The sequence below is a fragment of the Streptomyces sp. NPDC048424 genome (genome assembly GCF_040651555.1).
In the GTDB taxonomy this organism is placed as follows: domain Bacteria; phylum Actinomycetota; class Actinomycetes; order Streptomycetales; family Streptomycetaceae; genus Streptomyces.
The window spans coordinates 136,312-158,060 of sequence record NZ_JBEZKE010000002.1 but is presented as its reverse complement, the minus strand read 5'-3'; the positions used below and the strand labels follow the sequence as shown (position 1 = coordinate 158,060).

The 21,749-nt window shown below is 71.5% G+C and carries 20 protein-coding genes; 7 read left to right on the top strand and 13 right to left on the bottom strand.

Going from position 1 to position 21,749, the window contains the following annotated elements; all coding sequences use genetic code 11:
* Nucleotides 1-12: 12 nt before the first annotated feature.
* Nucleotides 13-1,245: an APC family permease gene (locus AB0D29_RS03220; protein WP_362851922.1), complete on the top strand. Its 1,233-nt coding sequence runs from the start codon at nucleotides 13-15 to the stop codon at nucleotides 1,243-1,245.
* On the opposite strand, the gene AB0D29_RS03215 is transcribed toward AB0D29_RS03220, so the two are convergent.
* From AB0D29_RS03215 to AB0D29_RS03155, 13 genes are all read right to left on the bottom strand, one after another.
* Complete coding sequence (locus tag AB0D29_RS03215) at nucleotides 1,229-1,753, bottom strand: SMI1/KNR4 family protein (RefSeq protein WP_362851921.1); 525 nt, start codon at nucleotides 1,751-1,753, stop codon at nucleotides 1,229-1,231. The genes AB0D29_RS03220 and AB0D29_RS03215 overlap by 17 nt on opposite strands.
* A gap of 54 nt (nucleotides 1,754-1,807) precedes the next feature.
* Entirely contained in the window at nucleotides 1,808-2,200 is a 393-nt protein-coding gene (locus AB0D29_RS03210; RefSeq protein WP_362805857.1) for a YccF domain-containing protein, read from the bottom strand.
* On the bottom strand, nucleotides 2,197-3,060 hold the full coding sequence (gene htpX, locus AB0D29_RS03205; RefSeq protein ID WP_351290608.1) for a zinc metalloprotease HtpX: 864 nt from the start codon (nucleotides 3,058-3,060) through the stop codon (nucleotides 2,197-2,199). Before htpX ends, AB0D29_RS03210 begins: the two co-directional genes overlap by 4 nt.
* Nucleotides 3,061-3,276: 216 nt before the next feature.
* A complete protein-coding gene (locus AB0D29_RS03200; RefSeq protein WP_362851920.1) occupies nucleotides 3,277-4,818 on the bottom strand; it encodes an NADH-quinone oxidoreductase subunit N in 1,542 nt (513 codons plus the stop codon).
* Nucleotides 4,815-6,368 carry an NADH-quinone oxidoreductase subunit M gene (locus AB0D29_RS03195; protein ID WP_362852148.1) on the bottom strand — a complete coding sequence of 518 codons (1,554 nt, stop codon included), beginning with the start codon at nucleotides 6,366-6,368 and terminating at the stop codon, nucleotides 4,815-4,817. Before AB0D29_RS03195 ends, AB0D29_RS03200 begins: the two co-directional genes overlap by 4 nt.
* Before the next feature lie 38 nt (nucleotides 6,369-6,406).
* Nucleotides 6,407-8,473 carry an NADH-quinone oxidoreductase subunit L gene (locus AB0D29_RS03190; protein WP_362851919.1) on the bottom strand — a complete coding sequence of 689 codons (2,067 nt, stop codon included), beginning with the start codon at nucleotides 8,471-8,473 and terminating at the stop codon, nucleotides 6,407-6,409.
* Nucleotides 8,470-8,826, bottom strand: a complete 357-nt coding sequence (nuoK, locus tag AB0D29_RS03185) for an NADH-quinone oxidoreductase subunit NuoK (protein WP_362851918.1) — start codon at nucleotides 8,824-8,826, stop codon at nucleotides 8,470-8,472. The genes AB0D29_RS03190 and nuoK overlap by 4 nt, the downstream gene beginning before the upstream one ends.
* Complete coding sequence (locus AB0D29_RS03180; protein WP_362851917.1) at nucleotides 8,826-9,422, bottom strand: NADH-quinone oxidoreductase subunit J; 597 nt, start codon at nucleotides 9,420-9,422, stop codon at nucleotides 8,826-8,828. Before AB0D29_RS03180 ends, nuoK begins: the two co-directional genes overlap by 1 nt.
* Nucleotides 9,419-10,027, bottom strand: coding sequence for an NADH-quinone oxidoreductase subunit I (locus AB0D29_RS03175; RefSeq protein ID WP_362852147.1), 609 nt, complete (start codon nucleotides 10,025-10,027; stop codon nucleotides 9,419-9,421). Before AB0D29_RS03175 ends, AB0D29_RS03180 begins: the two co-directional genes overlap by 4 nt.
* Nucleotides 10,024-10,992 carry a complex I subunit 1 family protein gene (locus AB0D29_RS03170; protein WP_362851916.1) on the bottom strand — a complete coding sequence of 323 codons (969 nt, stop codon included), beginning with the start codon at nucleotides 10,990-10,992 and terminating at the stop codon, nucleotides 10,024-10,026. The genes AB0D29_RS03175 and AB0D29_RS03170 overlap by 4 nt, the downstream gene beginning before the upstream one ends.
* Nucleotides 10,989-12,335 (bottom strand): NADH-quinone oxidoreductase subunit C, encoded by a 1,347-nt coding sequence (locus AB0D29_RS03165; protein WP_362851915.1) that lies wholly within the window; start codon nucleotides 12,333-12,335, stop codon nucleotides 10,989-10,991. The genes AB0D29_RS03170 and AB0D29_RS03165 overlap by 4 nt, the downstream gene beginning before the upstream one ends.
* The gene (locus tag AB0D29_RS03160) at nucleotides 12,332-12,919 is read right to left on the bottom strand and encodes an NADH-quinone oxidoreductase subunit B family protein (RefSeq protein WP_362805843.1); all 588 of its coding nucleotides are present in this window, start codon (nucleotides 12,917-12,919) and stop codon (nucleotides 12,332-12,334) included. Before AB0D29_RS03160 ends, AB0D29_RS03165 begins: the two co-directional genes overlap by 4 nt.
* Entirely contained in the window at nucleotides 12,910-13,317 is a 408-nt protein-coding gene (locus AB0D29_RS03155; protein ID WP_030710243.1) for an NADH-quinone oxidoreductase subunit A, read from the bottom strand. Before AB0D29_RS03155 ends, AB0D29_RS03160 begins: the two co-directional genes overlap by 10 nt.
* Before the next feature lie 147 nt (nucleotides 13,318-13,464).
* On the opposite strand from AB0D29_RS03155, the gene AB0D29_RS03150 reads away from it, so the two are divergent.
* The 6 genes from AB0D29_RS03150 (at nucleotide 13,465) to rarD (ending at nucleotide 21,746) form a co-directional block, all read left to right on the top strand.
* A complete protein-coding gene (locus AB0D29_RS03150) occupies nucleotides 13,465-14,646 on the top strand; it encodes a sensor domain-containing protein (protein WP_362851914.1) in 1,182 nt (393 codons plus the stop codon).
* A gap of 398 nt (nucleotides 14,647-15,044) precedes the next feature.
* Nucleotides 15,045-16,355: a sensor domain-containing protein gene (locus AB0D29_RS03145; protein WP_362851913.1), complete on the top strand. Its 1,311-nt coding sequence runs from the start codon at nucleotides 15,045-15,047 to the stop codon at nucleotides 16,353-16,355.
* A gap of 323 nt (nucleotides 16,356-16,678) precedes the next feature.
* Entirely contained in the window at nucleotides 16,679-17,338 is a 660-nt protein-coding gene (locus AB0D29_RS03140) for a response regulator transcription factor (protein ID WP_030710237.1), read from the top strand.
* A 152-nt stretch (nucleotides 17,339-17,490) separates the two neighbouring features.
* Nucleotides 17,491-19,434: a 2-oxoacid:acceptor oxidoreductase subunit alpha gene (locus AB0D29_RS03135; RefSeq protein WP_362851912.1), complete on the top strand. Its 1,944-nt coding sequence runs from the start codon at nucleotides 17,491-17,493 to the stop codon at nucleotides 19,432-19,434.
* Nucleotides 19,427-20,503 (top strand): 2-oxoacid:ferredoxin oxidoreductase subunit beta, encoded by a 1,077-nt coding sequence (locus tag AB0D29_RS03130; RefSeq protein WP_362851911.1) that lies wholly within the window; start codon nucleotides 19,427-19,429, stop codon nucleotides 20,501-20,503. The genes AB0D29_RS03135 and AB0D29_RS03130 overlap by 8 nt, the downstream gene beginning before the upstream one ends.
* Nucleotides 20,504-20,801: 298 nt before the next feature.
* A complete protein-coding gene (rarD, locus tag AB0D29_RS03125; RefSeq protein WP_362851910.1) occupies nucleotides 20,802-21,746 on the top strand; it encodes an EamA family transporter RarD in 945 nt (314 codons plus the stop codon).
* Nucleotides 21,747-21,749: the final 3 nt, after the last annotated feature.

Here is a 21,749-nt window from a genome sequence, read left to right as displayed (position 1 = left end):
TACCCTCCGCCCGTGGAGCAGCTGAAGCGAACCCTGGGCGTTTCCGACGCCGTCGTCGTCGGGCTCGGCGCGATGGTCGGCGCCGGCATTTTCGCGGCCCTCGCCCCCGCGGCGCGGGCTGCGGGCGGTGCGCTGCTCGCCGCGCTCGCCCTGGCGGCCCTCGTGGCCTACTGCAACGCGCACTCCTCGGCGCGGCTCGCCGCCCGCTACCCGGCTTCGGGCGGCACGTACGTCTACGGGCGCGAGCGGCTCGGGCCCTTCTGGGGTCATCTGGCCGGCTGGGGGTTCGTGGTCGGCAAGACGGCGTCCTGTGCGGCGATGGCCCTCACCGTGGGCGCGTACGTCTGGCCCGGGCGCCAGCATGCCGTGGCCGTCGCGGCGGTGGTGGCGCTGACCGCCGCGAGCTACGGCGGTGTGCAGAAGTCCGCCCGGATCGCCCGGCTGATCGTGGCGGTGGTGCTGGCGGTGCTGGCCGGGGTGGTTGTGGTGTGCCTGACCTCCGGCGCGGCCGGAGCGGGGCGGCTGAGCGGCTCGGACGGGGACGCGGCCGGGCTGTTGCAGGGTGCCGGTCTGCTGTTCTTCGCCTTCGCGGGCTACGCCCGGATCACCACCCTGGGCGAGGAGGTGCGCGACCCGGAACGGACGATCCCGCGGGCGGTGCCGCTCGCGCTGGGGATCGCGCTGCTGGTGTACGCCGCGGTGGCGGTGGCGGCGCTGTCGGTGCTCGGCGCCGACGGGCTGGCACGGTCGGCTGCCCCGCTCGCCGACGCGGTCCGGGCGGCCGGTCGGCCGGAACTGGCCCCTGTCGTCCGGGTGGGCGCGGCCCTGGCCGCGCTGGGCTCGCTGCTGGCCCTCGTGCTCGGGGTTTCGCGGACCGTGCTGGCGATGGCCCGGGACGGTCATCTCCCGCGCGCGCTGGCCGCCGTACATCCCCGGCATCAGGTGCCGCACCATGCGGAGCTGGCAGTGGGTGCGGTCGTGGCGGTGCTCGCGGCCACCGCCGATCTGCGGGGCGCGATCGGATTCTCCTCCTTCGGGGTGCTTGTCTACTACGCGATCGCGAACGCCTCCGCGTGGACTCTCGATTCAGGTGTCAAGGGGCGGGCCGTGGCAGCGGTCGGGCTGTCCGGCTGTGTGGTGCTGGCGTGCGCGCTGCCCTTCGCGTCGGCGATCGCGGGGGCGGCGGTGCTGGCGCTCGGCGCGCTGGTCTACGGGGTGCGCAGCGGGCTCAGATCCGCGATCTGAACTCGGCCCAGGGCTGCAGCTCCAGGTCGCACTCCTCCCCCAGGCCGGACTCCTCGCAGAACCAGGCGGTGCCGTCGAGCCAGCCGCGCAGCCAGCCGGCCAGGCTCGGGGTGTCGATGGACCAGGCCAGGTCCGGCTCGCCGAGGCTCGGGTCGAACAGCAGTACTTGGGCGGTCTCGGAGCGGCAGTCCACACAGGCGTACATGGTGCAGCCGAAGTCGGCTATGGGCAGCACGCCCTCGGGCCAGCGCCAGCCGGACGCGCGGTGCGCCTCGTAAGTGCGGACGGTCTGGCTCAGCGGCAGCAGCCCGCATTCGGGGCCGAATCCGCCGTCGCCGACGCGGGTGTACAGCGCGGTGAGCAGCGGTGGCAGGGCGAAGCCGAGTATTCCCTCGGCCCGGGTGATCTCCCCCGTGCCCAACGGCGCGGGCAGGGGCCTTCCGTTCCCGTGCGCGGAGTTGTGCGCACGGTCCGTGACTTGCTCCAGCAACTGCTCGGTCTCGTTCATGCGTTCATGGTGACGCACCCCACCGACAGCCCGCCCGGCCTGTGGATAACCCGGTCAGCGGGAGGCGAACGGGGCGTCCGTCGGGACGATTTCGCGGCCCAGGGGGAACAGCGAGAGCGGGACCATCTTGAAGTTGGCGATGCCGAAGGGGATGCCGATGAGCGTGATGCAGAGGGCGATGCCCGTGACGATGTGGCCCAGGGCCAGCCACCAGCCCGCCAGGATCAGCCACAGGACGTTGCCTATGCAGGATCCGGCGCCGGCGTCGTGGCGCTCGACGGTGGTGTAGCCGAAGGGCCAGAGGGCGTAGACGGCGATGCGGAAGGCGGCGATGCCGAAGGGGATGCCGATGATGGTGATGCAGAGCAGCACGCCCGCGAGGAGGTACCCCAGGAACAGCCAGATGCCGCTCAGGATGAGCCAGATGACGTTCAGGATTGTCTTCATTGGCGGCGGCCTGCCATCTGTTCGAGCCGGGCGATGCGCTCGGCCATCGGAGGGTGTGTGGAGAACATCTTAGAAAGGCCCTCACCTGGACGGAACGGGTTGGCGATCATCATGTGGCTCGCCGTCTCCAGCCGGGGCTCCGCCGGCAGCGGGAGCTGCTTGGTGCCCGCGTCCAGCTTGCGCAGGGCGCTGGCCAGGGCGAGCGGGTCCCCTGTGAGCTGGGCGCCGGAGGCGTCGGCCTCGTACTCGCGCGAGCGGCTGATGGCCAGCTGGATCACCGAGGCGGCCAGCGGTCCCAGGATCATGATCAGCAGCATGCCGAGGAGTCCGGGGCCCTCGTCGTCGTTGGACCGGCCGATGGGGATCAGCCAGGCGAAGTTCACCAGGAACATGATCACCGAGGCGAGGGCGCCGGCGACCGACGAGATCAGGATGTCGCGGTTGTAGACGTGGCTGAGCTCGTGGCCGATGACCCCGCGCAGCTCGCGTTCGTCGAGGATGCGCAGGATGCCCTCGGTGCAGCAGACCGCGGCGTTGCGCGGGTTGCGTCCGGTGGCGAAGGCGTTCGGGGCCTCGGTGGGTGAGATGTAGAGGCGTGGCATGGGCTGGCGCGCGGACGTGGAGAGCTCGCGCACCATGCGGTAGAGCTGGGGGGCCTCGAACTCGCTGACGGGGCGGGCGCGCATCGCGCGTAGAGCCAGCTTGTCGCTGTTCCAGTACGCGTAGGCGTTCGTCCCCAGGGCGATGACGACGGCGACGATCAAGCCGGTCCGTCCGAAGAAGCTTCCGATGAGGATGATGAGTGCGGACAGCCCGCCGAGGAGTACGGCGGTCTTGAGCCCGTTGTGCCGGCGGTGCACGGTACGCCCTCCAAGTGGTGCGGCAGGGGGAGCCCCGTCATGGGTCTGAGGGTCTACGGTCCAGTGGACCCTCCCTTCCTGGTCAACGCGAGGTGAGGGCGTCTGGTTCCCAGGGCGCACGGGGGCGGCCGCCCGCCGCCGCCCCTTCCCGAGGGGCGGCGGGACCGCGGCGGGCCTTGCTCCGTACGGGTGAGTACGGGTCCGGCGGCCTACGGATTACTGGGCGAAGAGGCTGCCCGACGCGACGCGCAGGACCAGCTGCGGGGCGCCCGAGAGGACGATCGCGGTGATCGCGGTGACGACGATGGCCGCCGTCACCGGCCAGGGGGCCTTCGTACGGGTCCGCGCGCCCTCGGCGGCCTCGGCGCCCTCCGGCCCGCGGAAGAGCAGCGCGGTCCACCGCAGGTAGTAGTAGAGGGCGATGACGACGTTGACCGCCATGACCACGGCGAGCCAGCCCAGGCCCGCGTCGACCGCGGACCGGAAGACGGTGACCTTGGCGAAGAGCCCGATGATGCCCGGCGGCAGGCCCGCCAGGCAGAGCAGGAAGAAGGCCAGCGAGAGGGCGGCCAGCGGGCGCTCGGCGTACAGGCCCCGGTAGTCGCTGATCCGGTGGAGCGGCTTCGTACGGGCGACGAGGGCGGCCACGGCGAAGGCGCCGAGGTTCACGGCGGCGTACATGAGGGCGTAGGCGACGGTGGAGCCGATCTGGTCGCGGCCGGAGTACGCGGCCGCGGCGATCGGGACCAGCAGGTAGCCGGCCTGGCCGACCGAGGACCAGGCGAGCAGCCGTACGGCGCTGTTCGGGCGGTCGGCGGACTGGCGCAGCGCGCCGGCGTTGCCCACGGTCATGGTGAGCGCGGCGAGGACGGCGAGGGCCGGGCCCCAGATGTCGGAGTACGCCGGGAAGGCGATCACGGTGACGAGGATGAGGCCGGTGAAGCCGACGGCCTTCCCGATCACCGAGAGGTATCCGGCGATGGGCAGGGGGGCGCCGACGTAGGTGTCGGGGACCCAGAAGTGGAAGGGGACGGCGGCGGTCTTGAAGGCGAAGCCGACGAGGGTGAGCGCGACGCCGGCCATGGCGAGGGTGTCGAGCTGCCCGGGGACGTCTTCGAGGCGGTCGGCGACCTGGGTGAGGTGCAGGGAGCCGGTGGCGGCGTAGACGAAGCTGACGCCCATCAGCGACACGGCGGTGGCGGTGACGGAGGAGAGGAAGAACTTGAGGGCGGCCTCGGAGGAGAGCCTGTCGCCGCGGCGCATGCCGACGAGGGCGAAGGCGGGCAGCGAGGCGACTTCCAGGGCGACGATCAGGGTGGCGAGGTCGCGGGAGGCGGGCAGCAGGGCCGCGCCGGCGGCGGAGGAGAGCAGCAGGAACCAGTACTCGCCGGCGGGCATGCGGAGGTCGCGGACGGCGGTGACCGACAGCAGCGCGGTGAGGAGGGCTCCGCCCAGCACCAGGAACTGGATGACCAGCGCGAAGTGGTCGGCGACGTAGCTGCAGGCCGCCGGGTCGCCGGTGAGGCAGAAGGTGGTGCGGTCGCCGGCGCGCAGCGGCAGCAGGGTGGCGGTCGCGGCGGCCAGGCCGGCGACCGAGATCCAGCCGAGGACCGGCTTGCGGTGCTCGGGCACGAAGAGGTCGGCGACGAGGACGAGCAGGCCGACGGCGGCCGTGATCACCACGGGCGCGATGGCGAGCCAGTCGACGGACTGGACCAGGCTGGGGGGCTCGGCGGCGAGGACCGTCAGGGCCGTCATGAGTTGCCTCCTGCGAGGAGCTTCTGGACGGCCGGGTCGGTGAGGCCGAGGAGGACCGCGGGCCACAGGCCGGCGAGGACGGTGAGGGCGACGAGGGGGGTCCAGGCGGCGAACTCGTAGTGCTGGATGTCCGCGACGGCGAGCTCGGGGCCGGCCTTGGGGTCTCCCATGCAGACGCGTCGTACGACGATCAGCAGGTAGGCGGCGGTGAGCAGGGTGCCGAACGCCCCGATGGCCACGTAGGTGAGGAAGGCGCGGCGGGAGAGGCCCTCTGCGGGGTCGAAGGCGCCGAAGAGGGCCAGCATCTCGCCCCAGAAGCCGGCCAGGCCGGGCAGGCCGAGGGAGGCGACGGCGGCGAAGGCGAGGAAGGCGCCCATGCGGGGGGCGCGGCCGTAGAGGGCGGCGCCGGTGGCCCCGGCGAGGGTGTCCAGGTCCGCGGTGCCGTAGCGGTCCTTGAGGGCGCCGACCAGGAAGAAGAGGAGGCCGGTGATCAGGCCGTGGGCGATGTTGGCGAAGAGGGCGCCGTTGACTCCGGTGGGGGTCATGGACGCGATCCCGAGGAGGACGAAGCCCATGTGGCCGACGGAGGAGTACGCGATGAGGCGCTTGAGGTCGCCCTTGTTGCCCTTGCGGGCCAGCGCGAGGCAGGCGAGCGATCCGTAGACGATGCCGACGGCGGCGAAGGCGCCCAGGTAGGGGGCGAAGGTGGCCATGCCGTCGGGGGTGATGGGCAGCAGGATGCGGACGAACCCGTACGTGCCCATCTTGAGCAGGACGCCGGCCAGCAGGACGGATCCGACGGTGGGGGCGGCCGTGTGCGCGTCCGGGAGCCAGCTGTGCAGCGGCCACATCGGGGTCTTCACGGCGAGGCCGATGCCGATGGCGAGGACGGCCAGCAGCTGGGTGGTGTGGGTCAGTTCGCGGCCGTTGTCAGTGGCGAGTGCCACCATGTCGAATGTGCCGCTCGTCACACCGATCAGCAGCAGACCGAGCAGCATGACCACGGAGCCGAGGAGGGTGTAGAGGATGAACTTCCAGGCGGCGGCCTGCCGCTGAGCACCGCCCCAGCGGGCGATGAGGAAGTACATCGGGATGAGGACCATCTCGAAGGCGAGGAAGAAGAGCAGCAGGTCGAGGACGGCGAAGGTCGCGAGGGTGCCGGACTCGAGGACGAGGAGCAGCGCGACGAAGGCCTTCGGGGAGGGGCCCGCGGGGAGCTTGAAGTAGCTGTAGAGCGCGCAGAGGAAGAACAGCAGCGCGGTCATCAGGAGGAGGGGGAGCGAAATGCCGTCGACACCGAGGTGGATCCGGACGTCCAGCGCCGGGATCCAGCTGATGTCCGTCGTCGCCTGGAAGCGGGACGGGGCGTCGTGGTCGAAGCCCAGGGTGAGGGCGATCGCCGCGGCGAGGATCACGCCGGTCACGGTCACCCCGTGGCGGAGCACGGCCTGTTCGGGGCTGCGGCCCTTGAGGCCGGGCGGGGCCGGCAGGAGCGCGGCGAGAGCGCCGAGGAGCGGTGCGGCCACGATGAACGCCAGAAGGAACTGCATCACGGACGGGCTGATATCAATCACGGCTGACTCACGGCTCACGATCCGGCGTTGACGTTGGCGAGGACGGCGGTGGCGATCGCCAGGACCACGGCGCCGGCGAGCAGGGCGCTCAGGTAGCTCTGCACGTTGCCGGTCTGGGCGCGGCGTACGAGGCTGCCGAGCAGCCGGGGGCCGGCGCCCGCGCCGCGGACGTACGTGTCCACGACCTCGCGGTCGAGGAAGCGGACGAGGCTTGCCGCCGCCCGGACGGGGCGGACGAAGAGCCTGTCGTAGACGGCGTCGAGGTGGAAGCCGTCGGCGGCGTGGCGGTGCAGCGGGCCGAGGAGCGCTCGTCCGGGGTCGGGGGCGGGCCCGGCCGGGACGGCGGGGTGGTCGTGGGTCACCTCGGCGACCTCGGGGGTCTCGGCCGCGGACTCGGCGGCGGCGGTGGCCGCGGATGCGGCGGCGGCCACGGCGGCGGGCTGCGGGGCGCCCGCTCCGGTGCCGGGGACGCCTCCGGGGACGGCGGCGGCCGTGGCGGGGGTCGTGGCCGTGCGGGCCTCGGCGCGCTGCCAGAGGGCGTAGGTGAGCATCACGCCGATGACCGCGGCGCCCGTGCCGAGGACCGAGGTGACCAGGGTCGGGGTGAGCTCTCCGCCGTCGAACCAGTCGGCGATGGGGCTCGCCGCGAGGCCGAAGCCCACCGACGGGATCGCGAGCAGCCACAGCACGCCGGTCATGGCGACGGGTTCCTTGCCGTGGTCGGGGGCGGCCGCGCCCCGGCCGCGGAAGGCCATCAGCCACAGCCGGGTGGCGTAGGCGGCGGTGAGCAGGGCGGTCAGCACGCCGGCGACGAGCACCAGCCAGCCGGCGCTGGTGGGGGCGAAGTCCGAGTGGCCGGTGGCGGTCTGCTCGGCGGCGACGAGGACGGCTTCCTTGGAGAAGAAGCCGGCGAAGGGCGGGATCGCGGCGAGCGCGAGCAGCGCGATCGTCATCGTCCAGAAGGCGTCGGGGATGCGCTTGGTCAGGCCGTCCATCCGGGACATGGCGGCCAGGGAGTTCGTACCGGCGGCGTGGATGATCACGCCCGCACCGAGGAAGAGGAGCGCCTTGAAGACACCGTGGGACAGGAGGTGGAAGACGGCGGCGCCACGGTCGCCGACGGCCAGGGCGCCGGTCATGTAGCCGAGCTGGCCGATCGTGGAGTAGGCGAGCACCCGCTTGATGTCGTCCTGGGCGAGGGCGGCGAGGGCGGAGCCGACCATCGTGACGGCCGCCATGACGGCCATGACCACCAGTGCGGCGCGGGAGGCCGCGAAGACGGGGAGGAGGCGGGCGATGAAGTAGACACCGGCGGCGACCATCGTCGCGGCGTGGATCAGCGCGGAGACCGGGGTGGGGCCCGCCATGGCGTCGGGGAGCCAGGTGTGCAGCGGGAACTGCGCGGACTTGCCCGCGACTCCGGCGAGCAGGAGCAGCGCGATCAGCGTCGGGTGGTCGAGGCCGCCGGCGGCGACGGTGCCCAGGATCTTCGTGATCTGGAAGGAGCCGGAGTCGGCGGCGAGCGCGAACAGGCCGATCAGGAAGGGGACGTCACCGAGCTTGGTGACGAGGAAGGCCTTCAGGGAGGCGGAGCGGGCGGCCTCGGTCTCCCAGTAGTGGCCCACCAGGAAGTACGAGCAGATGCCCATGACCTCCCAGCCGACCAGCAGCACCATCAGGTCGCCGGAGTAGACGACGAGCAGCATCGCGGAGGTGAACAGTGAGACGAGAGCGGCATACGACGGGTAGCGCGGGTCCTCACGGAGGTACGCCGTCGAGTAGAGCTGTACGCAGGTGGCGACGAGCCCGACCAGGACGGCGACCAGAACGGCGAAGCCGTCCAGGTAGAGCGAGAGGTCGATCGGCACCGAGCCGGTCGGGGTCAGCTCGGTCGCCGTGCTGATCGCCGGGCCGCCGCCCTGGCGGACGGCGACGATCACGGCCAGTACGGCGGCGCCGAGCGTCGGCAGGATCGCGAGCGGCCTGACGAACCCGGGGGCGGTGCGGCCGAAGAGCAGTCCCGCCACCGCGCCCAGGAAGGGGAGCAGCGGGACGAGGACGGCGAGGGTCGTGGTGCTCACGCGGTGACCTCGCTCTGGGTGTTCGGGGAGTTCTGGGCGGGCTCGTGGCCTTCGGCGGTGTCGCGCAGCCGGTCGACGTCCGAGGTGCCGCGGTTGCGGTAGACCATCAGCACGATCGCGAGGCCGATGCCGATCTCGGCGGCGGCGATGGCGATGGTGAAGAGGGTCAGGGCCTGGCCGGCGTGGAGGGCGTCGCGGAGCCAGACGTCGAAGGCCACCAGGTTGAGGTTGACGGCGTTGAGCATCAGCTCGACGGACATCAGGACCAGGATGGCGTTGCGGCGTGCGAGTACGCCGTACAGGCCCGTGCAGAAGAGGAGCGCCGCGAGTACGGCGGGGTAGGCGAGGTGCATCAGCGCTGCCCCTTGTCGCTGGCGTCGTCGGCGGGGTCGGTCCTGCGGGACAGCACGATGGCGCCGATCAGGGCCGCGAGGAGGAGGACGGAGAGCGCCTCGAAGGGCAGCACCCAGTGCTGGAAGAGGATCTCGCCGGAGACCTTCGTCGAGCCCTGGACCGGCCCGTCAAGGTCGATCCAGGTCGTGCGGAAGGCGTCGACGACGACCCAGACCAGTGCCACGCCGGCGACGGCGGCGACACCGAGGGCGATCCAGCGGTTGCCGGAATCGGCGTCCGGGGAGCGGCCGATGGGCGCCTTGGTGAGCATCAGCCCGAAGAGGAGGAGGACGACGACGGATCCGAGGTAGATGAGGACCTGGACCCAGGCGATGAACTCGGCGGTCAGCAGCAGGTACTCGACGGCGATGCCGCCGAGCGCGACGACCAGCCACAGGGCGGCGTGCACCAGCTGCTTGGTGGTGACCGTGACGAGGGCCGCGCCGAGGGTGGCGAGTCCGACGAGCACGAAGGCGATCTCGACGCCGGTCGGGGAGAGGAAACCGGGCCCGGTGGTGGCGGCCTGGGCTGCGGCCAGGGTGGCGGCGGGGGTCACGCGTCTCCCTCCGGGGTCGGGGTGGTCGGGGGTTCGCTCTCGGCCGCCCGGGCGGCGACTTCGGCGGCGGCGGCCGCCGCGGCTGCGGCTTCGGCCTTCTCCACTGCCTTGCGGGCGGCGGCGATCTCCTTGGGCTCCTCGGCGGCCGGGTCCAGCGCGGGCGGGGCCGGGACGGTCCACATCCACTCGCGGAGCTTGTCGCGCTCGTGGGTCAGCTCGTGGATGTCGGTCTCCGCGTACTCGAACTCCGGCGACCAGAAGAGGGCGTCGAAGGGGCACACCTCGATGCAGATGCCGCAGTACATGCAGAGGGAGAAGTCGATGGCGAAGCGGTCGAGGACGTTGCGGCTGCGCTCGCGGCCACCGGGGGTGGAGGCGGGGACCGTCTCCTTGTGCGAGTCGATGTAGATGCACCAGTCGGGGCACTCACGGGCGCACAGCATGCACACCGTGCAGTTCTCCTCGAACAGGCCGATGACCCCGCGGGAGCGGGGCGGGAGTTCGGGCTGGACCTCGGGGTACTGGGCCGTGTGCGAGCGCTTCGTCATCGTGCGCAGCGTGACGGCCAGGCCCTTGGCGAGGCCGGATCCGGGGATGGGCATCAGTTCATCGCCACCTTCACGATGCCGGTGAGCGCGATCTGGGCGAGCGCGAGCGGGATGAGTACGGTCCAGGCGAGCTTCTGGAGCTGGTCCTCGCGCAGGCGCGGGTAGCTCACGCGGAGCCAGATCACGACGAAGGCGAGGATCCCGGTCTTGAGCAGGGTCCAGACCCAGCCGAGGCCGTCGGTGCCGAAGGGGCCCTGCCAGCCGCCGAGGAAGAGGACGGTGGTGAGGGCGCAGAGGACGACGATGCCTGCGTACTCGGCGAGGAGGAACAGCGCGAAGCGGAGGCCGGTGTACTCGGTGTACGCGCCGAAGATGATCTCGGAGTCGGCGACGGGCATGTCGAAGGGGGGCCGCTGCAGTTCGGCGAGGCCGGCGGTGAAGAAGACGAGCGCGCCGACGATCTGCCAGGGCAGCCACCACCACTGGAAGCTCTCCACGATGCCGGGGAGGGAGACCGTCCCGGCGGCCATCGCGACGGAGGCGGCGGCGAGCAGCATGGGGAGCTCGTAGGCGAGCAGCTGGGCGGCGGTGCGCAGGCCGCCGAGCAGGGAGAACTTGTTCGCGGAGGCCCAGCCGGCCATGAGGGAGCCGAGGACTCCGACGCCCATGACGGCGAGCACGAAGAACAGGCCCGCGTCGATGACCTGGCCCACCGCGCCCTCGCCCGGGCCGATGGGGATGGCGAGGAGGACGAGGAGGTACGGCAGCAGGGCGACGGCGGGGGCCAGCTGGAAGATCCGCCGGTCGGCGTTGGCCGGGACGATGTCTTCCTTCTGCGCGAACTTCACGCCGTCGGCGACGAGCTGGGCCCAGCCGTGGAAGCCGCCGGCGTACATGGGGCCGAGGCGGCCCTGCATGTGGGCCATCACCTTGTGCTCGGTCTGCCCGACGACGAGCGGGAGCACGAGGAAGACGGCGAAGACGACGATCAGCCGCAGGGCGACGTCGAGGACGTCGTTCACGCGTCGCCTCCGTTGTCGGTGGTGGGGTGGGTCCGGGTGGCGTCTGCCTCAGGCCGGGCCGCCTCCGGCGGGGGCGGCGGGGTCTCGGCCTGCGGCTTCGCCGTGTCCGCGTCTGCCTCCGGCGGGGGCGGCGGGGTTTCGGGCCGGCGGGCCGTGGCTTGCGGGCCGGTTGCCTCCGGCGCGGTCGGCTTTGGCTTCGTCGGGGGTGCCGGCTCCTCGAAGGCGGGCTTCGGGTCGTGCCAGGGGGCGTCCGAGCTGCGGGGCGCGACCCTGCGGGGCGCGGGTGCGGGCTGCGGCAGGGCCGGGGTCTGGCTCGCGGAGCCCTCCGTCGCCGGGCGGGCCTCGGGGGCTTCGGACGCCGGGGTCTCCCCCGGCTCCGGGGCGGTCGGGGCCTGGCTCGCGGAACCGTCGCTCGCGCTCCGGGTACGGCGCGGCGGACGGACGGGAGCTTCGGTGTCCGGGGTCGCCGGAGCGGCCTCGCTCGACGGGGTTGCCGGGGAGGCCTGGCTGGCTGAGCCTTCCGATGCCGCGCGGGTGCGGCGGGGTGGGCGGGCTTCGGTCGTCGGGGGCTCCGCCGGCTCCGCGGGCGCCTGGCCGGCCGGGCCTTCGGCGACCGGGCGGGTGCGGCGGGGCGGGCGGGCCTCGGCTGTCGGGGGCTGGGTGGCCGAGCCTTCGGCGACCGAGCGGGTGCGGCGGACCGGGGCGCCCTCGCGCGGGGTGCCGGCGGCGCGCGCGGTGCGGGCCGGGCGGGCGGGGGCCGGCGGGAGCTGGCCCTTCATCGGGCCCCAGTCGTTGGGGTCCGGGACGCCCGGCGGGAGCATCTGACGGCGCTTGGGCGCGTCCGGGTCGTGGGCCTCGCCCGGTTCCTTGGCGCCGGGCCAGGCCTTGGCGACGCGCGCGGCCAGGACGAAGTCCTTGCGCAGCGGGTGCCCTTCGAAGTTCTCCGGAAGGAGGAGGTGGACGAGGTGCGGGTGGTCGGTGAAGACGACCCCGAACATCTCGTACGTCTCGCGCTCGTGCCATTCCGCTCCGGCGTAGACGGCGATCGCCGACGGCAGGGAGGGGGCGCTGTGCGGGACGGTCGTGCGCAGCAGCAGGCGGCGTACGCGGTGGTTCTCCAGCGAGGCGACGTGCGCGCAGATCCGGAAGCCGGTGCCGGGCTCGTCGACCGCGCTCAGCCAGTCGAAGTAGGTGCAGCCCAGCTTGTCCCGGGCGATTTCGAGGGCGGCGATCCAGCTGCCGACGGGCACGTCCACGGTGAGGACGTCGTACGAGAACTCGGCGACGGCCTCGGCTCCGAAGACCGTCGGCGCCGCGTCGGGGAGGGAGTCGTAGAGGTTCACGTACCGCTCCCGGGGGCCGGCGGGGCCGTGACCAGGCCGCTCGTGAGCTGGGAGACGGACGGCCCGGCCGCGTAGCGGTCGGCCAGCGACTCGCGGGCGATCTTCTCCTGGAGCTTGAGGATGCCCTGGAGGAGCGCCTCCGGGCGCGGCGGGCAGCCCGGGACGTAGACGTCGACGGGGATGATCTGGTCGACGCCCTTCGTCACCGAGTACGAGTCCCAGTACGGGCCGCCGCAGTTGGAGCAGGCTCCGAAGGAGATGACGTACTTCGGCTCCGGCATCTGCTCGTAGAGCCGCTTCACGGCCGGGGCCATCTTGTCCGTGACCGTGCCCGAGACGATCATGAGGTCGGCCTGGCGCGGCCCGGGCGCGAAGGGGATCACACCGAGGCGGATGAAGTCGTGCCGGGCCATGGACGCGGCGATGAACTCGATCGCGCAGCAGGCCAGACCGAAGTTGAAGACCCACAGGCTGTACCGGCGGCCCCAGTTCAGGACCACCTTCATGGGTTCCGGGGCGAGGCGGGAGAGGACTCCCAGGCGCTTGGGCTCCGGGAGCAGCTCCGGCTGAGGTGTCACGTCCATTCGAGGACGCCCTTCTTGTACGCATAGAGCAGGCCGACGGCCAGGAAGCCCAGGAAGATGAACATCTCCACCAGCGTCGTGGCGCCGTAACCGGCGGCGGCGAACACCGTCGCCCACGGGAACAGGAAGATCGAGTCGACGGCGAAGATGACGTAGAGGAACGCGTAGACGTAGTAGCGGACCTGGGTGTGCGCCCAGCCCTCGCCGACCGGGTCCACGCCGCACTCGTACGTCAGCAGCTTCTCGTGGGTCGGGACCACGGGCCGCAGCAGGCGGCCGGCGCCGAAGGCCACGGCCACGAAGAGCACACCGAGGGCGGCCAGCAGACCGACGACCGAATAACTCCGGAAGTAGTCCGCCGCGAGCACGGTTACGGTCGATACCGTTGGTTCGGGCACGTCCGTTCCTCGCTCCTCGGTCACTGTCGACGATCTGGTACGGACGGGAGTCTAGGGCCTGCCTCACACGGGGTGGGGTTATCCCCCGTTCACAGCACCCCGGACACCCCATGGCATCAGCGGGTCGCTCTTGACAGGCTGTGGCCCATGACCACGAGCCACGCCATCCCCGACAACGATCGGCCTCCTCCCGTACGCGCCGCCTTCAGCGCCGTGACGTGGAAGGAACTCGCCTATCTGCTGACCAATCTGCCGTTGGCGATCGTCGGATTCGTTTACGCGGTTGTCATGGTTTCCGTCACGGGCGGTCTTTCCGTGACCGCGATCGGAATTCCCCTGCTCGCATGTGGTCTCTATCTGTCTCGGCAAATGGGACGGCTGGACCGGGCACGCGCCCGCGTGCTGCTCGGCGTACGGGTGGACGAGCCGACCCCGATCCCCGGTCCGAAGCGGTCCGGCGGATTCTTCCCCTGGTTGTGGACGAGCATCAAGGACCCGGTGGGCTGGCGGACCGTGCTGTACCAGCTGATCCGGCTGCCCTGGGGGGTGCTCACCTTCACGGTAGCCCTGACCGGCCTGTTCGTGCTGTGGCCGGTGCTGCCGTACCTGGCGCGGCTGATGGCGAACGCGGACCGGGCGATGGTACGGGGGCTGCTGTCGCCCTCCGACGACCTGGAGCGGCGGATCGCGGAGCTGGAATCCGACCGCGGCGTGGTGGTGGACACCGCGGCCGCTGACCTGCGGCGCATCGAGCGGGACCTGCACGACGGGGCGCAGGCACGGCTGGTGGCGCTGGCGATGGGGCTGGGCTTGGCGAAGGAGAAGCTGCTGGAGGACCCGGAGGGCGCGGCCGCGATGGTCGACGAGGCCCACGGGGAGGTGAAGCTGGCGCTCCAGGAGCTGCGGGACCTCGCGCGCGGGATCCATCCGGCCGTGCTGACGGACCGGGGGCTGGACGCGGCGCTGTCGTCGGTGGCTTCGCGGTGCGTGGTGCCGGTGAAGGTGGCGGTGGACCTGCCGGGGGCGCGGCCGGCGGAGGCGATCGAGGGGATCGCGTACTTCGTGGTGTCCGAGCTGCTGCAGAACGTGAGCAAGCACGCGGGGCCGGGGGCGCGGGGCGCGAGCGTGGAGGTGTGGCGGGCGGGGGCGCGGCTGCTGATACGGGTGTCGGACGACGGTCGGGGCGGAGCGGATGCCTCCGGCGGGGGGAGCGGGTTGGCCGGGTTGGCGGAGCGGTTGGGGGCGGTGGATGGGGTGCTGGTGGTGGACTCGCCGGCGGGTGTCGGGACGACGGTGACGGCGGAGCTGCCGTGGCGTGATCGGGGGTAGCCCCCCCGGGCCCCCTTTTGTTGTTGCTGGTGAGTGGGACTCCCGCCCGGGTGGGCGGGGGTCCCGTTTGTGTGTCGGGTGCGGGTGCGCGTGCGCTTCCTGGGGCGCCGCCCCGGACCCCGCGCCTCAAACGCCGGCGGGGCTGGATTTGGCGCGGCTCAAGCTTCGTGGGCGTCGCCTCGGACTTCGCCGAAAGACCGGGGCTCCGCCCCGCACCCCGCTCCTCAAACACCGGAGGGGCTGGGTTGGAAGCGGCCGAGGCTGCGAACGCCGCCGGGCTGGAATGGGGCGGTGGGGTTAACCCCCCGGTCGAGAGGCCGACTCGCTGCATGGTTCGGGGGTGGGGTGGGGCGGCAGGGTGGGGGTGTAGCCGAGGAGCGGAAGGGCGGGTCGGGATCATGGACAACGGCAAGGGCACGGGCGGTGGTGTCGGCGCGGTGCTGCGGGCTCCGGTCGAGGGGCGGACCTGGCGGGAATTCGGGTACCTGCTGATCGGGCTGCCGCTGAGCACGCTGTACTTCTCGCTCGCCATCACCGGCGTGAGCCTCGGCGCCGGGTTGCTCGTCACCTTCCTCGGCGTGCCCGTCCTCGCCGGCGTGCTCGCGATGTGCCGCGGGTTCGGGGCGGTGGAGCGGGCCCGGGTGCGCGTACTGCTCGGGGCGGACATCGCCGACCCCGCGCCGATCCGGGCCAAGAAGGCCGGGCCGCTCGCCGCGATGGGTGCGCTGCTCAAGAGCGGGAGCGCCTGGCGGCACGTGCTGTACTCCGTGATCCACTTCCCGTGGGCGGTGTTCGGGTTCTGCCTGGCACTGACGTTCTGGGCGTCGGGTTGGGCGCTCCTGCTGTACCCGCTCTGGTTCTGGGTCATCCCGACCTACACCGACCAGCCCGGGTTGCTGATCTTCCAGAACGGTGACTACTCCTCCTCCCTCGATTCGCCCCTCGAGATCGCCGTCGCCTGCCTCGCCGGGCTGGCTCTCACCCTCGCCACCCCCTGGGTGATCCGGGCCCTGACCACCGTCGACCGGGTCATGGTCGGCGGGCTGCTCGGGCGCTCCCGTCTGGCGAGCCGCGTCACCGAGCTGGAGTCGGACCGGGGCGTGGTGGTGGACACCGCGGCCGCTGACCTGCGGCGCATCGAGCGCGACCTGCACGACGGGGCGCAGGCCCGGCTGGTGTCGCTCGCGATGGACCTGGGGCTGGCGAAGGAGAAGCTCACCGAGGATCCGCAGGCCGCGGCGCGCATGGTGGACGAGGCGCACGGCGAGGTGAAGATCGCCTTGCAGGAGCTGCGGGACCTCGCGCGGGGGATCCATCCGGCCGTGCTGACGGACCGGGGGCTGGACGCGGCGCTGTCGTCGGTGGCCGCGCGGTGTGCGGTGCCGGTGCGGGTGGCCGTGGATCTCCCGGCCCGGCCGGTGGCGGCGATCGAGGGGATCGCGTACTTCACGGTCTCGGAGCTGCTGCAGAACATCAGCAAGCACGCGGGGGCCCGGTCGGCCTCGGTGGACGTGTGGAAGTCCGGGGAGCGGCTGCTGATCCAGGTCGCGGATGACGGGCGGGGCGGAGCGGGGGCCTCCGGCGGGGGGAGCGGGTTGGCGGGGTTGACGGGGCGGCTGGATGCGGTGGATGGGGTGCTGGTGGTGGACTCCCCCGACGGTGTCGGGACCACTGTCACGGCGGAGCTGCCGTGGCGTGAGCGGGGGTAGCCCCCGGGCCCCCTTTTCTTTGCTGCTGGTGAGTGGGACTCCCGTCCGGGGTGGGCGGGGGTCCCGTTCGTGTGTCGGGTGCGGGTGCGCTTCCTGGGGCGCCGCCCCAGACCCCGCGCCTCAAACGCCGGCGGGGCTGGATTTGGCGCGGCTGAGGCTTCGAGCGCCCCGGCATGTGACCTTCCGGTTCGGGAAAACTGCCGCCGGACGCCCACGTGTTGTTCCGGCTCTGCCTTCACCAGGACTTAAGGCTGGGATGCTTGGCTGAGTCGTGTAGTGCGGGAACGAGTGGACGCGGGAGCTGCTGAGTCGTGGAAGACAGGGTGCGGGTGGTCATCGCCGAGGATTCAGTGCTGCTGCGTGAGGGCCTGACCCGGCTGCTGACCGACCGGGGGCATGACGTCGTGGCGGGCGTCGGGGACGCTGAGGCCCTGCTCAAGACGATCGCGGAGCTGGCGGCCGAGGACGCGCTGCCGGATGTGGTGGTGGCCGACGTACGGATGCCGCCGACGCACACCGACGAGGGCGTACGGGCGGCCGTACGGCTGCGCCGGGACTATCCCGGGATAGGCGTGCTCGTGTTGTCGCAGTACGTGGAGGAGCAGTACGCCACCGAACTCCTGGCAGGGTCGAGCACCGGGGTGGGGTACCTGCTCAAGGACCGGGTGGCCGAGGTACGGGAGTTCCTGGACGCGGTGGTCCGCGTGGCCCGGGGCGGTACGGCCCTGGACCCCGAGGTCGTCGCCCAGCTGCTCGGCCGCAGCCGCAAGCAGGACGTCCTGGCGGGTCTGACCCCGCGCGAGCGCGAGGTGCTCGGGCTGATGGCCGAGGGACGCACCAATTCCGCCGTGGCGAAACAACTGGTCGTGAGCGACGGAGCGGTGGAAAAGCACGTCAGCAACATCTTCATGAAGCTGGGCCTCTCGCCGAGTGACGGGGATCACCGGCGTGTACTGGCCGTTCTCACCTATCTGAAATCTTGATCGACTGACACTCTGTCAGATACGGCATACCGGTCGGGCCGTCTCAAGGGGCGGCCCTACGGTCCAGAATGTGGTCGCCTCCGGGGAGCCTGATCCCTACGGACGTAGGGTGGGTTCTGGGGGTGCTCACGCCTCGAAGGAGGTCCAGTTCAGTGACCAGCCAGGTCAGCAGCCCAGCCGAGCAGGCCGACGGGGCCGGGGATGCGGTTGTCGGTGGACAACGCATCCCGGCGAGCCCGGGCAGCAAGGAAGTACGCCGTCTCGATCGTGTGATCATCCGGTTCGCGGGTGACTCCGGTGACGGTATGCAGCTCACCGGTGACCGGTTCACCTCGGAGACGGCGTCGTTCGGGAACGACCTGTCGACGCTGCCGAACTTCCCCGCCGAGATCCGCGCCCCCGCCGGGACCCTCCCGGGTGTCTCCTCCTTCCAGCTCCACTTCGCCGACCACGACATCCTCACGCCGGGCGACGCCCCGAACGTGCTGGTGGCGATGAATCCGGCGGCGCTGAAGGCGAACATCGCGGACGTGCCGCGCGGCGCGGAGATCATCATCAACACGGATGAGTTCACCAAGCGCCCGATGGCCAAGGTCGGCTACGAGACCTCGCCGCTGGAAGACGGCTCCCTGGACGCGTACAACCTCCACCCGGTGCCGCTGACCACGCTGACGGTCGAGGCGCTGAAGGACTTCGGGCTCTCCCGCAAGGAGGCCGAGCGCAGCAAGAACATGTTCGCGCTGGGCCTGCTGTCGTGGATGTACCACCGGCCCACCGAGGGCACCGAGAAGTTCCTGCGGCAGAAGTTCGCGAAGAAGCCGGAGATCGCCGAGGCGAACATCGTCGCCTTCCGGGCCGGCTGGAACTTCGGGGAGACGACGGAGGACTTCGCGGTCTCCTACGAGGTCGCGCCGGCGACCAGGGCCTTCCCGACCGGCACCTACCGGAACATCTCCGGGAACCTGGCCCTCTCCTACGGGCTGATCGCCGCGTCCCAGCAGGCCGATCTGCCCCTCTACCTGGGCTCCTACCCGATCACCCCGGCCTCGGACATCCTGCACGAGCTGTCGAAGCACAAGAACTTCGGCGTACGGACCTTCCAGGCCGAGGACGAGATCGCCGGCATCGGCGCGGCGCTCGGGGCGGCCTTCGGCGGGGCGCTCGGGGTGACCACCACCTCCGGGCCCGGTGTGGCGCTCAAGTCGGAGACCATCGGTCTCGCGGTGTCGCTGGAGCTTCCGCTGCTCATCGTGGACATCCAGCGCGGCGGCCCCTCCACCGGTCTGCCGACGAAGACGGAGCAGGCGGACCTCCTGCAGGCCATGTTCGGCCGCAACGGCGAGGCGCCCGTCCCGATCGTGGCCCCCCGGACCCCCGCGGACTGCTTCGACGCCGCCCTGGACGCGGCCCGGATCGCGCTCACCTACCGCACTCCGGTCTTCCTGCTCTCCGACGGCTACCTCGCCAACGGGTCCGAGCCCTGGCGGGTCCCGGAGGTCACGGACCTGCCCGACCTGAAGGTCAAGTTCGCCACGGGTGCGAACCACACCCTCGCCGACGGCACCGAGGTGTTCTGGCCGTACAAGCGGGACCCGGAGACCCTCGCCCGGCCGTGGGCCGTTCCCGGCACGCCCGGCCTCGAACACCGCATCGGCGGCATCGAGAAGCAGGACGGCACCGGCAACATCTCCTACGACCCCGCCAACCACGACCTCATGGTCCGCACCCGTCAGGCGAAGATCGACGGCATCCGGGTACCGGACCTGGACGTCGACGACCCGGACGGGGCAACCACCCTGGTCCTGGGCTGGGGTTCCACGTACGGCCCCATCACCGCGGCCGTGCGCCGGCTGCGGAACGCCGGACTCCCCGTCGCGCAGGCCCACCTGCGCCACCTGAACCCCTTCCCCAGGAATCTCGGCGAGGTCCTGGAGCGTTACGAGAAGGTAGTGGTGCCGGAGATGAACCTCGGGCAGCTCGCCACCCTGGTCCGGGCGAAATACCTGGTCGACGCGCAGTCGTACACCCAGGTCAACGGAATGCCGTTCAAGGCGGAGCAGCTCGCAAAGGTCCTCGAGGAGGCCATCAATGACTGAGGTGACCGTGACCGAAGGGTCCCGCACACTGCTCTCGCTGGTGCCCAAGGCCGAGTCCAAGCAGTCGATGAAGGACTTCAAGTCGGACCAGGAGGTCCGCTGGTGCCCCGGCTGCGGTGACTACGCCGTGCTCGCCGCCGTTCAGGGCTTCATGCCCGAACTGGGGCTGGCGAAGGAGAACATCGTCTTCGTCTCCGGCATCGGCTGCTCCTCCCGCTTCCCGTACTACATGAACACGTACGGGATGCACTCCATCCACGGCCGCGCGCCCGCCATCGCCACCGGCCTCGCCACCTCCCGACGCGACCTGTCCGTATGGGTGGTCACGGGCGACGGCGACGCGCTGTCCATCGGCGGCAACCACCTGATCCACGCCCTGCGCCGCAACGTCAACCTCAAGATCCTGCTGTTCAACAATCGGATCTACGGGCTGACCAAGGGGCAGTACTCCCCCACCTCCGAGGTCGGCAAGATCACCAAGTCCACGCCGATGGGCTCGCTGGACTCGCCGTTCAACCCGGTGTCGCTGGCGATCGGCGCCGAGGCCTCCTTCGTCGCCCGCACGGTCGACTCCGACCGCAAGCACCTCACCGAGGTGCTGCGCGCGGCGGCCGACCACCAGGGCACGGCGCTCGTCGAGATCTACCAGAACTGCAACATCTTCAACGACGGCGCCTTCGAGGTCCTCAAGGACAGGGACCAGGCGCTGGAGGCCGTGATCCGGCTGGAGGACGGCCGGCCGATCCGCTTCGGCGCGGACGGCGCGAAGGGCGTCGTGCGCAACCCGGCCACCGGCGACCTGGAGGTCGTCGACGTCACCCCGGCCAACGAGTCGCGGATCCTGGTCCACGACGCGAAGACCACCAGCCCCACGACGGCGTTCGCGCTGTCCCGCCTGGCCGACCCCGACACCCTGCACCACACCCCCATCGGGGTCTTCCGCAGCGTCGAACGGCCCGTCTACGACACCCTCATGGCCGACCAGCTCGACACGGCCATCGACCGCAGCGGCAAGGGCGACCTCGGCGCGCTGCTGACCGGCAACGACACCTGGACCGTGGTCGGCTGACCCGCACGGCACGGACCCGGCCGTACGGAGCCGCACGAAGCCCGGATCTCGCGGAAGATCCGGGCTTCGGCACGTTCGCCCCGAAAAATCGCCCGCCCTCGCCCGTGCCGCGCACACCATCCCGCGGAAAGCACTTTCGAAAAGTTAGCGGCCAGGGAGGGGGCTTCCGGGGGTGCGCGGGAGGCCCGGCCGCGCAAGCCCCTGAAGATGTCATGAGTATCTCGCGATTACGGGCATGACATCCGGGCCGCGCGGCGCTACGGTCGTGAAGTTGGCTGGAAGTCGTACAGGAGGCCCCGTGAAGGCGGAGAACGAGCAGCGCACGGGTTTGCTCTACGGATTCGGCGCATACGGGATGTGGGGGCTGGTCCCCCTCTTCTGGCCGCTCCTGATGCCCGCGGGGGCCGTCGAGATCCTCGCCCACCGCATGACGTGGTCCCTGGCCGTGGTCGGGCTGGCGCTCCTCGCGGTGCGCCGCTGGGGCTGGATACGGGAGCTGCTGCGCCAGCCGCGCAAGCTCGGCCTGACCGCGCTGGCCGCATCGGTGATCAGCGTGAACTGGGGCCTGTACATCTGGTCGGTCAACAACGGCCACGTCGTCGAATCGAGCCTCGGCTACTTCATCAACCCGCTGGTCAGCATCGCGATGGGCGTGCTCGTCCTGGGCGAGCGGCTGCGCCGCGTGCAGTGGGTGGCGGTCGGCCTCAGCTTCGTCGCCGTCCTCGTGCTCGCCATCGGCTACGGCCGGCCTCCGTGGATCTCGCTGGTCCTGGCCTGCTCCTTCGCGACGTACGGCCTGATCAAGAAGAAGCTCAACATGGGCGGGCTGGAGTCGCTGGCCGCCGAGACGGCCATGCTGTTCCTGCCGGCCCTGGGCTACCTGCTGTGGCTGACCGCGCAGGGCCGGTCCACCTTCGCCGCGCAGGGCGTCGGGCACGCGCTGCTGCTGGCCGCGACCGGACTGGTCACCGCGATCCCGCTGGTGCTCTTCGGAGCGGCCGCCATCCGCGTCCCGCTGTCCACCCTCGGGCTGCTCCAGTACATGGCCCCCGTCTTCCAGTTCGGGCTGGGCGTCCTGTACTTCCACGAGGCCATGCCGCCCGAGCGCTGGGCCGGCTTCTCGCTGGTGTGGGCCGCGCTCGCCCTCCTGACCTGGGACGCGCTGCGCACTGCACGGCGCTCCCGGGCGGCCCTCGCGGCAGCCCCCGTCGTCGTGGCGGCTCCGGCCCGCGAGCCCGCGTAACCG

Coding starts and splice junctions, on each gene's coding strand:
- AB0D29_RS03145 (WP_362851913.1), top strand. CDS start 15,045: ATGGACAACGGCAAGGGCACGGGCGGTGGTGTCGGCGCGGTGCTGCGG.
- nuoK (WP_362851918.1), bottom strand. CDS start 8,826: ATGCACCTCGCCTACCCCGCCGTACTCGCGGCGCTCCTCTTCTGCACG.
- AB0D29_RS03160 (WP_362805843.1), bottom strand. CDS start 12,919: ATGGACGTGACACCTCAGCCGGAGCTGCTCCCGGAGCCCAAGCGCCTG.
- AB0D29_RS03195 (WP_362852148.1), bottom strand. CDS start 6,368: ATGCAGTTCCTTCTGGCGTTCATCGTGGCCGCACCGCTCCTCGGCGCT.
- AB0D29_RS03200 (WP_362851920.1), bottom strand. CDS start 4,818: ATGACGGCCCTGACGGTCCTCGCCGCCGAGCCCCCCAGCCTGGTCCAG.
- AB0D29_RS03150 (WP_362851914.1), top strand. CDS start 13,465: ATGACCACGAGCCACGCCATCCCCGACAACGATCGGCCTCCTCCCGTA.
- AB0D29_RS03210 (WP_362805857.1), bottom strand. CDS start 2,200: ATGAAGACAATCCTGAACGTCATCTGGCTCATCCTGAGCGGCATCTGG.
- AB0D29_RS03215 (WP_362851921.1), bottom strand. CDS start 1,753: ATGAACGAGACCGAGCAGTTGCTGGAGCAAGTCACGGACCGTGCGCAC.
- AB0D29_RS03130 (WP_362851911.1), top strand. CDS start 19,427: ATGACTGAGGTGACCGTGACCGAAGGGTCCCGCACACTGCTCTCGCTG.